Annotated in this window: 11 protein-coding genes; 5 read left to right on the top strand and 6 right to left on the bottom strand. The window is 42.8% G+C overall.

All coding sequences use genetic code 11. The features are described from left to right. Nucleotides 1-142: 142 nt before the first annotated feature. The 3 genes from IH598_04465 (at nucleotide 143) to IH598_04475 (ending at nucleotide 2,785) form a co-directional block, all read left to right on the top strand. Nucleotides 143-1,009, top strand: coding sequence for a 1-acyl-sn-glycerol-3-phosphate acyltransferase (locus IH598_04465; GenBank protein MBE0637751.1), 867 nt, complete (start codon nucleotides 143-145; stop codon nucleotides 1,007-1,009). Nucleotides 1,010-1,045: 36 nt separating this feature from the next. Next, complete coding sequence (locus IH598_04470; GenBank protein MBE0637752.1) at nucleotides 1,046-1,966, top strand: GNAT family N-acetyltransferase; 921 nt, start codon at nucleotides 1,046-1,048, stop codon at nucleotides 1,964-1,966. A 210-nt stretch (nucleotides 1,967-2,176) separates the two neighbouring features. Then, a complete protein-coding gene (locus IH598_04475; GenBank protein MBE0637753.1) occupies nucleotides 2,177-2,785 on the top strand; it encodes a YihA family ribosome biogenesis GTP-binding protein in 609 nt (202 codons plus the stop codon). A 298-nt stretch (nucleotides 2,786-3,083) separates the two neighbouring features. On the opposite strand, the gene IH598_04480 is transcribed toward IH598_04475, so the two are convergent. Continuing rightward, the gene (locus IH598_04480; protein MBE0637754.1) at nucleotides 3,084-3,407 is read right to left on the bottom strand and encodes an acetyl-CoA carboxylase biotin carboxyl carrier protein subunit; all 324 of its coding nucleotides are present in this window, start codon (nucleotides 3,405-3,407) and stop codon (nucleotides 3,084-3,086) included. A gap of 86 nt (nucleotides 3,408-3,493) precedes the next feature. After that, nucleotides 3,494-5,041 (bottom strand): acyl-CoA carboxylase subunit beta, encoded by a 1,548-nt coding sequence (locus tag IH598_04485; protein ID MBE0637755.1) that lies wholly within the window; start codon nucleotides 5,039-5,041, stop codon nucleotides 3,494-3,496. A 324-nt stretch (nucleotides 5,042-5,365) separates the two neighbouring features. On the opposite strand from IH598_04485, the gene IH598_04490 reads away from it, so the two are divergent. Then, the gene (locus tag IH598_04490) at nucleotides 5,366-7,060 is read left to right on the top strand and encodes a T9SS type A sorting domain-containing protein (GenBank protein ID MBE0637756.1); all 1,695 of its coding nucleotides are present in this window, start codon (nucleotides 5,366-5,368) and stop codon (nucleotides 7,058-7,060) included. Between the two features lie 103 nt (nucleotides 7,061-7,163). Continuing rightward, on the top strand, nucleotides 7,164-8,834 hold the full coding sequence (locus IH598_04495; GenBank protein ID MBE0637757.1) for a T9SS type A sorting domain-containing protein: 1,671 nt from the start codon (nucleotides 7,164-7,166) through the stop codon (nucleotides 8,832-8,834). Nucleotides 8,835-8,890: 56 nt separating this feature from the next. Here the strand turns inward: IH598_04495 and IH598_04500 are convergent, their stop codons facing one another. The 4 genes from IH598_04500 to IH598_04515 all read right to left on the bottom strand — a co-directional run bounded on the left by IH598_04500 (nucleotide 8,891) and on the right by IH598_04515 (nucleotide 14,018). Next, nucleotides 8,891-10,045 carry a DUF819 family protein gene (locus IH598_04500; GenBank protein ID MBE0637758.1) on the bottom strand — a complete coding sequence of 385 codons (1,155 nt, stop codon included), beginning with the start codon at nucleotides 10,043-10,045 and terminating at the stop codon, nucleotides 8,891-8,893. Nucleotides 10,046-10,167: 122 nt separating this feature from the next. Continuing rightward, nucleotides 10,168-11,124 (bottom strand): calcium/sodium antiporter, encoded by a 957-nt coding sequence (locus IH598_04505; GenBank protein MBE0637759.1) that lies wholly within the window; start codon nucleotides 11,122-11,124, stop codon nucleotides 10,168-10,170. A gap of 303 nt (nucleotides 11,125-11,427) precedes the next feature. Further along, complete coding sequence (locus IH598_04510; protein ID MBE0637760.1) at nucleotides 11,428-11,658, bottom strand: hypothetical protein; 231 nt, start codon at nucleotides 11,656-11,658, stop codon at nucleotides 11,428-11,430. A 14-nt stretch (nucleotides 11,659-11,672) separates the two neighbouring features. Further along, complete coding sequence (locus tag IH598_04515) at nucleotides 11,673-14,018, bottom strand: autotransporter-associated beta strand repeat-containing protein (GenBank protein MBE0637761.1); 2,346 nt, start codon at nucleotides 14,016-14,018, stop codon at nucleotides 11,673-11,675. Nucleotides 14,019-14,128: the final 110 nt, after the last annotated feature.

The following is a 14,128-nucleotide window of genomic DNA, read 5'->3' on the forward strand; positions in this document are numbered from 1 at the left end:
CTTACAATGTAAGGAGTTGGTTGAATGACAATTTTAAGGATCAAAAGTCTTTAAAAATAACATTTTCAGGGGTTGTTGAAGATTTTTTTGTGCGATCATGATGATTAATTTTAAATTTGCTCGTTTTTCTGATATGAAAAGTATGGAAAGCTCTCAAAACAGCGATCATCAAGAAACGATCTCCAGGGAATTCATCAACCTTGAGAAGGTATTTTTTGAGAAAAACCCCCGTTTGACAAGGTTTATTCCGGGTTTTGTGTTTTCATACCTCAAGCGGGTTATTCACCAGGATGAGCTTAACAAAGCCCTTTATGACTACCGCGACCTGTACGGGTTTGATTTCCTTGACGCCATACTCAATAATTTTGGTGTGATTGTACATACCAGTGGGCTTGAAAGTTTGCCTGCACAGGGCAGATACCTGATTGCAGCCAACCATCCTCTGGGCGGCCTTGATGGCATGGCGTTGATGCGTGAAATCGGTAAGGTGCGAAAAGACTTCCTTTTTCCTGTAAACGACCTTTTGATGCACCTTCCAAACTTAAAGGAACTGTTCATACCTATCAATAAACATGGCAGTAATGCTGATAATATCAGGCTTTTCAATGAGACCTTTGCCTCCGGAAAATTGCTGCTCTATTTCCCGGCCGGGTTGGTGTCGCGAAAACAGAACGGAAAGATTATTGACCTGGACTGGAAAAAAACTTTCCTTTCAAAAGCAATACAGTACCAAAGGGACATCATCCCGGTTCATATCAGCGGACGAAACACGAATTTCTTTTATAATCTTGCAAAATGGCGCGGAAGGTTCAGGATTAAATCTAACATCGAGATGCTTTACCTTGTGGATGAGATGTTCAAACAAAAGGATAAAATAATAAAGATTACTTTTGGCAAACCTATACCGGTAAAGACTTTTGACAAGCGATACACGCATACACAATGGGCCGAACTGATCAAAGCGCATGTGTATGCCATCGGTCGGGGTGAAGATCCCGTTATCGAATGAGTAACTCACGGTATTTCAGTTGTAAATGCAGAAAAAATGAAGAACATTATTCCGAAAGTTGACAGAAAACTACTGCTGGATGAATTGACGGATGAAAGGTTTGTGAGGAACACAAACTTTGGTCGTAACAAGATTTTTATCTTTAATAGCAACAACTCACCCAACCTGATGCAGGAAATAGGCAGACTGCGCGAAATTTCATTCCGTGAGGCTGGTGGGGGCACAGGAGATGTTACTGACATCGACAGTTACGATTTAGGTGATAATCCTTTTGAGCAGCTCATTGTATGGGATCCTGAAAAGCTTGAAATCATTGGCGGTTACCGGTTCATACATGGCAGAAAACTTACCATTGACAACCTGGGAAAAGTAAAAACCCCAACATCAAAACTTTTTCACCTATCAGAAAGATTTGTCCAGGATTACCTTCCAACTACCATCGAACTGGGACGCTCTTTCGTTCAACCCGATTACCAGCCATCAAAGAATCCAAGACTGGGCATTTACTCACTCGATAACCTTTGGGACGGGCTTGGAGCTTTAATTAAGAATAACCCTGATGTGCAGTACTTTTTTGGGAAGATCACCATGTACCCAAGTTCAGATTTACTTGCACGGGAAGCCATATTATATTTCTTGAACAAATTTTTCCCAGATCCCGACAGGTTGGTTTTTCCTTATGAACCCCTTGAACTTAAAACAGATCCTCACTTTTTTGAAGCAATTTTCGACAGGGACTGTTATGCTGAGAATTACAAAGCCCTGCAGCAATTTGTCAGGAAGCAAAACGAAAATATTCCCCCACTTGTGAATGCCTACATGAACCTGTCAGCAACCATGAAGACTTTTGGAACTTCTATTAACAAATCCTTTGGCAACGTAGAAGAAACCGGCATTATGATAAGGATTCCGGATATCTTCGATGAGAAGAAGGAAAGACATATTGCCGGAATGTAAGCTTGATGTTTTCGGGGCACTCCGGAGCAACTGGAAAGAAACAGGAATCCGGTTGGTGAAAAGTAATAAAAAGAGATACGGTAACCCGTATAAACAGAAAAGCAGTGAAAAGAAATCAAATACAGTTTCAATCGAGGTTCTGAAGGATGTTTATGATATACAGCTCGTCAACACCAATACCTCACTTATTTACAGCCCCCCCGATTCATCATGGAAATTAAAAAAGCAACATTTGTCATCAGTAATACAGATTATCAAAAATGTCCGCCTGCCACACTACCAGAGTATGCATTCATTGGCCGCTCTAATGTTGGAAAATCCTCGCTGATCAACATGCTTTGTAACCGGAAGGGGCTGGCAAAAATATCGGTGCAGCCCGGTAAAACACAAACGATCAATCATTTTCTTGTTGATGATGAATGGTACCTGGTTGATTTGCCGGGTTACGGTTATGCAAAGAGGTCGAAAACCAGTCGGGAGAAATGGAAAAAGATGATTGGCGAATATCTGACCAACAGGGTGAATTTGGTTTATACTTTTATCCTTGTAGATCTGCGAATTCCACCGCAAAATAATGACCTTGAGGTGATCAGCAGATTTGGCGAGTCAGAACTTCCAATGGCCATCATCTTCACAAAGCACGATAAATTAAAACCCGATGAAGCAACCAGAAATATTGATACCTATCAAAAAGAGTTACTGAATTCTTGGGAATCGCTCCCTCCGGTTTTTATTTCATCAGCAAAAACCGCATTGGGAAGGGATGAAATTCTAAGTTTTGTGGAACATAATAATAAGGTGTTTGCGAGTATGGCTTGAAAATAAGGACAGAAAACAAGGATCTGGTAGTTGCATTGTTCAGTTGAACTCTGCCTGTTTTCTGTGTTATGGATGGAATAAATAGATTGGTTACCATGTTACAGCTTTGCGTTTCTCAGTTTAAACCCCAATGGTTCTTACCGGTTAGACCTCTTTTTGCCGCTGAGCTACGCCAGGCATGAGCAAAGAACCCCAGAATAATTATACATTGGTGATTCGCAGATCGTCGTGTTCAAACAAGTCATTAGCCTGAATCATGAAAAACGGGCAGTCATCCCTGAAAATGCCATTCCCCTATCTACTCAAGTACAATCAGCAGTTCCTTCTTGGCAACTACACTGCCTTCTTTAACAAGTAATGTTTTTACTTTACCATCACAGGGAGCAAGGAGGATGTTTTTCATTTTCATTGCTTCGAGGATCAGCAGTTTGTCATTATGTTTTACGCGTGATCCCTGCTTGATGAAAACCTTACGGATAGTGCCGGGGATGAAAGCTGTGATCTTTTTGGGATCGGGCGGTTTATATTGTATTCGGTTTTCGTACTTTTTGGTGAATGTAGTCCGATATTTGACATCATCAAGAATGAACGAATGATATTTGTTGGGTTGTTCCGGATCCATAGTTTTTCAATTAAAAGTTTACTTTAATTTATTTCTTAACCATTTATCTTGCCTGAACGATCAAAAGATTACTTCTGGGACAGGGTTTAGAAAGGCGGTATTCCATGTTTTTTTTGTGGAACGATCTCGGACTTGTTGTTCGAAATTTCGAGTGCATGAATCAGGAAATGACGTGTTTCGGCCGGTTCAATGACTGCGTCAATATAGCCGTAAGCAGCTGCCACGTAGGGATTAGCAAATTTCTTCTTGTATTCTTTAATTTTCTGTTTTCGCATTTCATCAGGATTTTCGGCTGTCGTGATTTCTTTCCTGAAAATTATATTGGCAGCACCTTCCGGTCCCATCACAGCAATTTCGGCAGTTGGCCATGCAAAAACAAAGTCAGCTTTCAGGTGGTGCGAGCACATAGCAATGTAACCACCACCATAAGCTTTACGCATGATTAATGTAATTTTGGGAACTGTGGCCTCTGAATAGGCATATAAAATTTTTGCCCCATGACGGATAACTCCTGCATGTTCCTGTTCGATACCCGGAAGGTAACCAGGTAAGTCAACAAGGGTACAAAGCGGGATGTTAAAGGCGTTGCAATAGCGGATAAAACGGGCAGCTTTGTTGGATGAATCCACATCGAGCACTCCGGCCAGCACCAATGGCTGATTGGCGACAAAACCGACAGTTTGCCCTTCGAGACGGGCAAAGCCAATGACAATGTTAGCTGCAAAAAGTTCCTGTATTTCGAAGAAATCCGAATCATCCACAATGGCCCTGATTACATCCCTCACGTCATAGGGCTGCTTTGAATCAGCGGGCATGATATCATCAATCTTGTATTTACGGGATTTAGGATTCTTTTTTGGGAATGGATCTGCCTTTTTGAAGTTATTCCAGGGGATATAACTTACCAGTTGCTTGATCTGGTCAAAACATTCCTGTTCGCTTTCGGAGAAAAAATGAGCATTACCTGTGATCTCGGCATGCACACGTGCCCCTCCAAGTTCTTCCATCGAAATATCCTCACCAAGCACTGTTTTGATCACCTCAGGACCGGTAATGAACATTTTCGATATTTTATCCACGACAAAAACAAAATCAGTGAGCGCAGGCGAATAGACTGCACCCCCGGCACAAGGGCCAAGAATTACTGATATTTGAGGAATGACGCCAGAAGCCTGTGTGTTGCGGTAAAAAATGTCCCCGTAACCGGCCAGTGAGTTGACCCCTTCCTGGATACGTGCGCCTCCTGAATCGTTGATCCCGATGATTGGTACTTTCAACTTCATGGCGTGATCCATGATCTTTGTGATTTTTTTGGCGTGCATGAAACCCAGCGACCCTCCGGCAACCGTGAAATCCTGTGCATAAATGCACACCGGGTGGCCGCTTATTGAACCGGTTCCGGTAACAACACCATCCCCGGGAAGGTACTTCTTATCCATGTCAAAATCTTTCCCTGCGTGCTCAACAAACAGATCATATTCGTGAAATGATTTCGGATCAAGTAATGCCTGGATTCGTTCGCGTGCGGTGAGTTTTCCCGTCCCCTTCTGCTTTTCAATAGCCTGCGTTCCGCCTCCCTGCAGTGCATCGCGCATTCTGCGCCGCAAGTCTGATGATTTCGATTTTATAGACATATTCGTAGCGTTTTCAAGTTTTTGATGGTATTATTTTTTAATTCGGAAAAAACGTGCAAAAGTAGCTTATTTCCGAATACCTGTTTTTGGTTGTAAGGAGCAAAAGTAAACATTAATGCCAACCTGAAAACATAAAAAATGTCAATTTTTGGTTGTCAGCTTGTTCAAACAACCCATTATTTAGCGGATTGAATTGAGTTTAGGTTGTAAACATCAAATCCTGACTTTTTGAATTTTTAAGCGAAATTCAATTCCTGTAGGATAATATTTATACATTTGCATACTTAAATTTATTCATTAATTACTTCAACATCCAAAACTGCTATGCTAAAACTTAACTTACTCGTTTTAATCTGTTTACTCTTTATTTCAGGCGTAAATGCACAAACGCAGCGACTGGTTCTGATCGAAGAAGGAACAAATGCTTCATGCACACCATGTGCAAATCAAAATCCTGCTTTTGACGCATTGCTTAACCAGAACAGGGACAAAATAACTGCTATTAAATACCATTGGTATTTCCCTGGTTATGATCCCATGCACCTTCACAACGTTGTGGAAAATAACGGCAGGGTTGCTTTTTATGGAATTAACGGAGTTCCTACTGCCGTAATTGATGGCGGTATACCATCTGGTGGAGGATTTGGCTATCCGGGCGCCCCTAGCGGGTTCACACAGGCACTGATCGATCAGCACCATGCAATACCCTCACCTTTTGGAATTGATATTTACCACTACCTTTCCCCAGCCGAAGATTCCATTCACGTTGTGATGAGAATCAGTGCCGCACAAAATATCGATGGGAATTTCAGGGCACACATTGCGGTGATTGAGAAAACGATCAACTTTGCTACCGCTCCCGGATCAAATGGTGAAAAGACTTTTCATGATGTGATGAAGAAAATGCTGCCCAACCATCTGGGGACTGCGCTTCCCACCACCTGGGAGGCTGGAGATTACATCATCCTCAGGGAATCATGGAAACTGGCAAATATCTATGATATGGACGAACTGGGGGTAGTTGGCTTTATTCAGCAAAATGCAACAAAGAATGTGCAGCAGGCAGGTAACAGCGAACCAGAAATGTTTGCAGCTTTTTTTAGCACCGATGCAGCTATTTATGGGCTTACCAATCTTACAACAACCAATTGCTCCGGTATTTACTCCCCGGCGGTCACCATTACCAATTACGGTTCCAGTCCACTAACTTCTGCTGACATCGTTTACTCAGTGAACGGCGCTTCAACCGAAACGTTCAGTTGGACAGGCAATTTAAGTTTTTTACAAACGGAAGTCGTTGTACTTCCAGATATTATTTTTTCGGTGATGCCTCAGAATCAGCTTGATATCACATTGCAAAATCCGAATGGCAGTGCTGATCAATATGTTAAAAACAACACGATCATTTACAATTTCAATTCGGCAATTGCCACACCCACAGAAGTGAAACTAATGATCAAACTCGATGACAATCCGGAGGAGATTACCTGGGATGTAAAAGATATGAATGGCGATGTTGTTTTTAGTGGTGGTCCCTATGTCAATCCGGGTATGGTGATGAACGAAACCATGAACTTCACCAGCAACGGCTGCTACCTCTTTACCATTTATGATTCGGGAGGTGACGGCATCCAGGCTCCCGGATTTTTTGTACTTTATTATGGATCAAGCAGTCAGATCATTTCCGGCACTGCCTTTGGAAGTATGGCCAAAGCCCAGTTTGATGTTGGTGGAACAGTAGCTGTTCCGGAATTTGAACCTCTGACTGAAATTAATATTTATCCAAACCCTGTCCTCAATCAAGGCACGATGGAGTTTCAACTTTTTTTCAGCGAACAGGCAGATGTTTTTTTACACAACCAATTAGGGCAGGTAATTAAACGGATAGGAGATATGCAATACGAACCTGGAATGCACACGGTCACTTTCGATGTTTCTGATCTTGAACCCGGGCTTTATATCATTTCAGGGCGGATCGGTAACAAGACCTTAATGCAAAAAATCACAGTTATTCGTTGATTTTAAAATTGTTTTGCTTTTTTATTATCAATAAATGTAAATATTTACTTTTGTCACCTAATTGAACTTTATATTCTTAATCAATAACTAATTCTTAATCGCAATGAAAAAAATTACAATTTTGCTGATGAGTTTAATGGTAGCCGGGCTGTTTTTGAATGCCCAGGTTGCCCGTGAAAAGGTCCTTTTCGAAGTTTTTACCGGTGTAAACTGCCCTTACTGCCCTGCTGCTGCAAATGGTATCAAGGACATGATTGCCGCGGGCAAGGATATTGCCCCCGTTGCTATTCACACTTCGTCTTTCAGCATTCCCCAGTTTTATACTGCTGAAACCAACGCAAGAGCTCAGTATTATGGTGTTTCAAGTTATCCTACTACCAAGGTCGACGGCGTGCTTCAACAGGTTGGCGGAGGTGGCGCCGGACAATCCAACTACACTGCGTATCTGCCATTGTATAACCAGAGAATCGGTGTTACCAGCCCGTTCACAATTTCGCTGAGTTACGAAAATGTTGGCGGAAATAACTACGAAGCGACAGTTATAGTTGAAAAAGTGGTTACCACAACCTACACCAATATCGTTCTTCAGCTTTTTCTTACCGAATCTAATATTCCTTATTCCTGGATGGGTATGACCGACCTCAACTGGGTAACAAGGGATATCATCCCAACCCAAACCGGCTCTCCGCTTGATTTCTCAAGCAGTAACACGGTTACCCTTACGCTGCCTTTTACAATGAACACAGCATGGCAAAAAGAAAACTGTGACCTGGTTGCTTTTGTGCAGAACAACACAGGAAAAGAAGTCCTGCAAACGAAAAGTGTGACGATGAACACCCCTGAATACACTTTAGATGCTGAGTTGTTTAGCGTAATGAACATTCCTGATGAGATGTGTTCCGGTTTGCTCGAGCCTGAAGTTGTAATCAAAAATAAAGGCGCCGAAGTGCTTACCTCGCTGAATATCAACTTTGAAATTAATGGGGCCGTTGTTTTTACCCATCACTGGACAGGGGCATTGGCTTTTACGGACAAGGCCCATATCGAAATTCCGGAATTTTCTTTTGATTTGCTGGATTTTAACGAAATCAATGTATATATCTCCGATCCCAATAATGGTGCAGACGAAAACCCGGATAACGACCACCATGGTTTCGAGGCTGTTTATCCTGAAGTTGTTTCCACTTACCTGATTCTGATCATGAGCACCGATAACAATCCCGGCGAAACCACATGGGAAGTGTTTGACGGCAATGGTGATGTTATTGACAGCGGTGGTCCTTATACACAGCCAAACCAATTCCTCAGAGACACCATTTATTACACAGGCGCTATCGGATGCCACCGTTTTATAATGCATGATGCAGGTGGTAACGGGCTTGCCACTTATTACACGCTCAGATCGTTTGTGGATGGAACACTAAAGACCATTGGCAACGGCGCTGCTTTCGGATATAAAGAAGCCACCGAATTTTCCGTTGATTCCAGTGTTGGACTGGATGAAACCGCCATTGAAGACAACTCCTTTGAAATTTTCCCAAATCCGGTTGTAAATACATCGACCATTCACTTTAACCTGAAGCAGGCAGGGAATGTTACAGTAGAACTTTACAACAGTACCGGCAAAAAAGTAATGGAACCGGCAAACGGTCACTACAATTCAGGTTCAAACACTTTGAACCTGAATGTAACCGGGCTGGATAGTGGAGTTTATTTCCTCAGTATGAAATCAGGAAACCAGACTATCACACGCAAAATTGCAGTTGTAAGATAATTCCTTTTTTTGAAGAAAACAAAAGCCATCTGAGGATTCACTTCAGGTGGCTTTTTTTATGCCCACAGTTTCAGCATCTGGGCTATCAGCAATCCGAGGTAATTCCCGATGGCATAACCAACTATTCCAACAGTAAGCCCCGAAACGACAATCTCCCTGTTTTTCAAAGCCCCGGCAACAACCGGGACAAAAGGCGGGCTGCAGATTAATGCAGTGGAAGTTACAATCACTGTGTCGGTGTCGATATGGAACAGGCGGGCAAAAATAACATGAAGCAGCAGCGAACCGAAAATGACAAGTGCCAGGTATGGGAAAACAACAACTGCACTTCCGGCAAGATCCGAAATGTTAACCATTGAAGCGACTACCACACTAAAAATAAGAATGAAGTACATGCCAAGCTCGAATGTCTTTTCAATCTGATTTATTTTTTGAAGCAGCGATCCCGCTAAGCCTAATGTGGTGATCGTCAGAATCACCACAATCATCTGACTGTTTTCAGGCACAAACATCGAAATTCCTCCGGCAATAAGGAAAATACCTGCAGAAAGTGCCAATGCCTTGATTAGTGGCAACAGTTTCTCCCTTCTTAGGATTCCTTCATATGGATGGCTGTTTTCATTCCATTCCGTATCATGGGACTGCAGTATTTTTTTTCTGAAAGGGGGGAGAAAAAGCAGGAAAATGCGCTGACCTGCGCTGATAAGGAATAGAAAGTAGATGCCGGAAAGCAGCATATCGTAGGAGTGTGTGAGCAGGTAAACCTCTTCATCCACATCGAGCATGATTTTTAGAGAAGCCAGGTTGGGTGTGCCTCCCGTGTAAACGCCAATCAACAGACCTCCTATTTTCCAGAAATCGGGTATTTCGTCACTTTTGAACATGAAAAAACCTGCAATCACCATCATGATCACCGAAATAACCGCAAGCACCATCGAAACAGCCGTTTTTCCAGCCAGCGAAAACCATTGTCGCAGGTTGGTTGAGAACAGTAACAGGGGAATGGCAAGGGGGATGGTAATCATCGGGATTAACTCCTGCGCCGGTTCTCCGCTTTCGGGAATGATGCCAAGATTACCTGCAATGATTCCCACAATATATGCAACTACAACGGCTCCAATTTTATCAATCCATTTTACATGCTGACTCAGGTAAAGAATCAGCAGTGGCGAAAAAACATAAAAAAGTACCAGTAGAATAACTGAGACCATAATGTTCAGATTGAGATACCGCCCAAAGGTAATGCATATTATTTATCTTGGTTGAACGATCCAGGATTGCTCTCTGTACAAGGCTATCACTTTGCTGCATTCTGGTTTTGACGCCCGAACCATCATCCTTCCCTGCTGATGATGTAGTAGGTGTAGAAAACAAAAATCAACAACAAAATCACAGCTTCCCACCTGTCGAGCTTTTTCTTTTTACCGGTGAACATGGTGATAAATAAAATGAGCGTACCCAGTGTAAGAAGCAAGATTTCCAGATTAAAGGCGCTATTATAGGCGAGAGGATTAATCAGCGAACTCACACCAATGATCAAAAATATGTTGAAAATATTGGAGCCGATAATGTTACCTACAGCAATGTCGCTGTTTTTTTTGAAAGCCGCAACCACAGAAGTAGCCAGTTCAGGCAGTGAAGTTCCTGCAGCTACGATTGTCAGGCCAATAATTTTCTCGCTCATGCCAAGAGCTTCAGCCAGAAGAGAAGCATTGATCACCACAAACCTGCCACCTATGACCAGTCCTGCCAGACCCCCCAGGATCAGTCCCCAAATTTTGATGGCCGAATACTGCTTCACATGGATATCCTGTTTTTCGGGGTCTTTTTTTACCTGCTTGTAAACATAATACAGAAAAAGTCCAAACATAACCAACAAGATTATTCCGTCGATCCGCGATAAAATGCAGACGTCATCAAATACCCCGAAATTTGTCAAGGCGAAAAGCAGCATCACGGCAAGCAGTGAGATGGGGATTTCTTTCCACACCGTGCTTGACTGTACAGTTAGTGGAGTGATTAGGCCTGCAATACCAAGTATGATAAAAAGGTTAAAGTTATTGCTGCCTATGACATTCCCAAATACGATATCAAAATGGCTCTGCGACGAAGCGAAGATATTTACAATCAATTCAGGGGCTGAAGTACCAAATGCGACGATGGTCAATCCTATCGCAAGGTCAGAAACATTGTATTTTTTTGCCAGCGAAGAAGCACCGCTGACCAGCCAGTCAGCACCATAAATCAGTAGGACAAATCCTACAATCAGTAGAACAATCTGAACTATCATTTTTAAATCTGGTAATTTTGGAAATAAAACCCAACCGCCTGCACTTTATTTTCAGTCAGCTAATTTTTCATTCGCATGGGTTACAGGAAAGATGACATCCTCACCATACTCTAATTATAAACATCAAGTATCTGCGTTCCTTCGAGTCACCAAAAATGCACTGGTGCGGCTTGCAGAAGGTTAAGATTGAGGTGGAGGTTGAGGTGGAGGTTGAGGTGGAGTAGGATAACCTTAACCTTAATCTTAACCTTAACCTTAATCTCAACCTCCTCTTTTCCAAGCTCTCTTCGTCTCCCTGGTCTCTTATGCTCTCTTTCTCATCTCATAAACCTTCTTTCCGCCATAAGCAGCGCCAAGGGTGAGCAGGATCACGAGGCCGGAACCAACCGGGGTTCCACCTCCCGGAGGTGTCTGATTACCTTCCAGCCCATGGCCTCCCGGAGGAGGTGGCGGATCCTGGGCTGTAAGCGTAGTTGTCAGTACCAGAAAAAACAGGAATGACAGGACTTTGAATAGCATGTTTCTGATTTTCATTGCAGTATCTTTTATTATTGAATATTTGCTTTTATGGTTTGAGAGGCATTGCCGGTATTGATCCTGACGATGTAAATACCTGCAGGCTGATTTAGCGTGAGGCTTTGCAGCCCGGAACCTGTGAGTTGCGTTCCGTAAACCCTGCGCCCCATCAGATCGAACACCTCAACAAACGCCGGACCTGCTTCATTGTTCACATAGAGTGTGTTGTAATAAATCCAGGCATTGACTTCCTTTCCAGGGGACGTTTCGTTGACTCCCACTGCGCTGAACTTGAGGAGGAAGCGAATTGGAGCTTCGCCCTCTGATGCAGTGAACGTGTATACCGGATTGATAGAAAGGTCATGAGCAATCCCTGTTTTCAGATCAATCAGCACAAGGACAGCATTGAAATCGTTTGCTGCAAGTTCGATGGTGTAATCAGTATGGCCGTTGGATTCAAATTCGAAAGGAATTTCGTATCCGGCAGGTATTTCCTTCAGCGTATTGGTTGAAACTTCTTCACCATTCACCTGGCTGAAAAACTTTGGTGCGCCCCCTGCCAGGAATCTTGAGTCCCAGTAAAAATCAAAGTCGTTGGTTGCTTCAGGGTTGATGCGGATGATGGAATGTTGTGCAGAACTGCCGTCGGCAGGTTTGGCTACCAGCCTGATTTCATCTTCCGCTCCAGATTTATACCAGCCAGTGCTGTGTGTACGGGATGCTTTTGGAATGGTCAGGCTATTTGTTGCATCATCCACCTGAACGTAAAAGCCCTGAGCGGCCGGTATAACACCATCTGCTGAGATATCGGTGTAACTCATCAACGCTGAATTCCAAATTTTTGCATTACCAGCGACTTCTGAAGAAAGAGCCCAGTTTCCATCGTTCCAATAAATTGCAGAGGGGAAAGGATTGCCCAGTAAATGCCATCCTTTTCCTTGTGTCGAAGTATAGGATAAATTGGAAATGGGTACATCTGCATTGTTTATACTTCCAGAAAATATCAGATTGTACTGCGTTTGCTGATAGGAAACAAGGTATCCCCGTCCAACAACAAAATTAGGTCCGTTCCAAACGCTGAATTTGGGATCATCCTCAGGGTCTTCCTTGTAATTCACCCACTGCCGGGTGGGTTCATGGTAGCCGTAAAAGTCATAATCGTTGTTTTCTCCTGATGTTTCAAAAGCTGAAATGGCCTGGCTTGCAACCGGCGAACTGAGAAAATGCCAGCCTGAATTCCATGTACCCCACTCAGGCGCAGATTCAATAGTAAGATAATAATCAAGGGCGCCGGAACCTGTGATTGTCCCTGTTACTATGAGTGAACCTGATGAACCGCTCGAGGACTGATTCTGAATAGAAACATTTCCGTTATTGGTCAGGTTACCATTTATTGTCAGGCTTTGTTCGTAAGCAATCACAAGTTCCCCGCCGCTGTTAATGACCAGGTTATTTACTTCAACTTCAGTTCCCTTGATCACCAGTTTGGCGCCAGAATTTACCGTAATAGTTCCGGATGCCAGATCACTGTAAAGCCAAAGCTCTCCCTCCTGCACGGTGGTGTTTCCGGTGTAGGTGTTAGTACCTGACAACCACAGGCTGCCACCTCCTGTTTTTATAAGGGTACCGGTGCCTTCAATATCGTAGGCAAATTCATCACTATAACTTGAGGGGGTATTGAATACCAAGTTGCTGTTGTTTATGATATTTGAGTAAAAAAAAGAGGGAAAGTTCACACCATCTCCTATTTGAAGTGTTCCTTCAGAGATGGTTAATCCATTGTAGTCATTATTACCATTTAGGATTAGCGTTCCGGGACCGAGTTTCAATACACCACCTGTTCCATCCATCACCCCATTTACTGTGATATCCTGAAGACAAAGAAAAGATGCAATATTCGTGTTGATGAAAATCGTGGAATTAAAAACCAGGCCTCCACCAAGCGCCTGAAATTCAACCACTGGTCCATCCACACCGATAGGAACATTGAACGTATGCAATGCCGGTGAATCGTTATAAATACCCTGATCGAGACTTATTCCTCCTCCAGCCTCATTAAAAATCCTGGGAACACTAGCACCCGCCTGAAGGGTAAGGGTTTTCAGTTGAAACCATGCCCCGTTTACCATCATCATCGGGTTGTTATTATGACCGATGAAAACGTAATTTCGTCCAATTGGATCCCACTGATTACAAACATTTTTGTCTGGCCTGTCAACCCACCAGCCATCGCATACCCTGTACCAAGGGTTGGATGGATCAAGCCAATTCCCTGTAGTTGCTGCATCCCGGTGATAGATCGTTTCCTGAGAAAACAAAAGATTGGGAAGAGTTATAGCAATTTGAATCAAAATTAAGAATAGTAATCTTTTTCTCATAACTGTAAAATTTTATTGTTTAATTCTTCATTTCACGCTGCTAAATTACAACGATTTATAATGATTCCGTAAATTTTTAGAATTTTTAAAACGGCAAACATAAAAAAGAT

The sequence above is a fragment of the Bacteroidales bacterium genome, from assembly GCA_014860585.1.
Lineage (GTDB): Bacteria > Bacteroidota > Bacteroidia > Bacteroidales > 4484-276 > RZYY01.

Coding starts and splice junctions, on each gene's coding strand:
- IH598_04465 (MBE0637751.1), top strand. CDS start 143: ATGGAAAGCTCTCAAAACAGCGATCATCAAGAAACGATCTCCAGGGAA.
- IH598_04470 (MBE0637752.1), top strand. CDS start 1,046: ATGAAGAACATTATTCCGAAAGTTGACAGAAAACTACTGCTGGATGAA.
- IH598_04475 (MBE0637753.1), top strand. CDS start 2,177: ATGGAAATTAAAAAAGCAACATTTGTCATCAGTAATACAGATTATCAA.
- IH598_04480 (MBE0637754.1), bottom strand. CDS start 3,407: ATGGATCCGGAACAACCCAACAAATATCATTCGTTCATTCTTGATGAT.
- IH598_04485 (MBE0637755.1), bottom strand. CDS start 5,041: ATGTCTATAAAATCGAAATCATCAGACTTGCGGCGCAGAATGCGCGAT.
- IH598_04490 (MBE0637756.1), top strand. CDS start 5,366: ATGCTAAAACTTAACTTACTCGTTTTAATCTGTTTACTCTTTATTTCA.
- IH598_04495 (MBE0637757.1), top strand. CDS start 7,164: ATGAAAAAAATTACAATTTTGCTGATGAGTTTAATGGTAGCCGGGCTG.
- IH598_04500 (MBE0637758.1), bottom strand. CDS start 10,045: ATGGTCTCAGTTATTCTACTGGTACTTTTTTATGTTTTTTCGCCACTG.
- IH598_04505 (MBE0637759.1), bottom strand. CDS start 11,124: ATGATAGTTCAGATTGTTCTACTGATTGTAGGATTTGTCCTACTGATT.
- IH598_04510 (MBE0637760.1), bottom strand. CDS start 11,658: ATGAAAATCAGAAACATGCTATTCAAAGTCCTGTCATTCCTGTTTTTT.
- IH598_04515 (MBE0637761.1), bottom strand. CDS start 14,018: ATGAGAAAAAGATTACTATTCTTAATTTTGATTCAAATTGCTATAACT.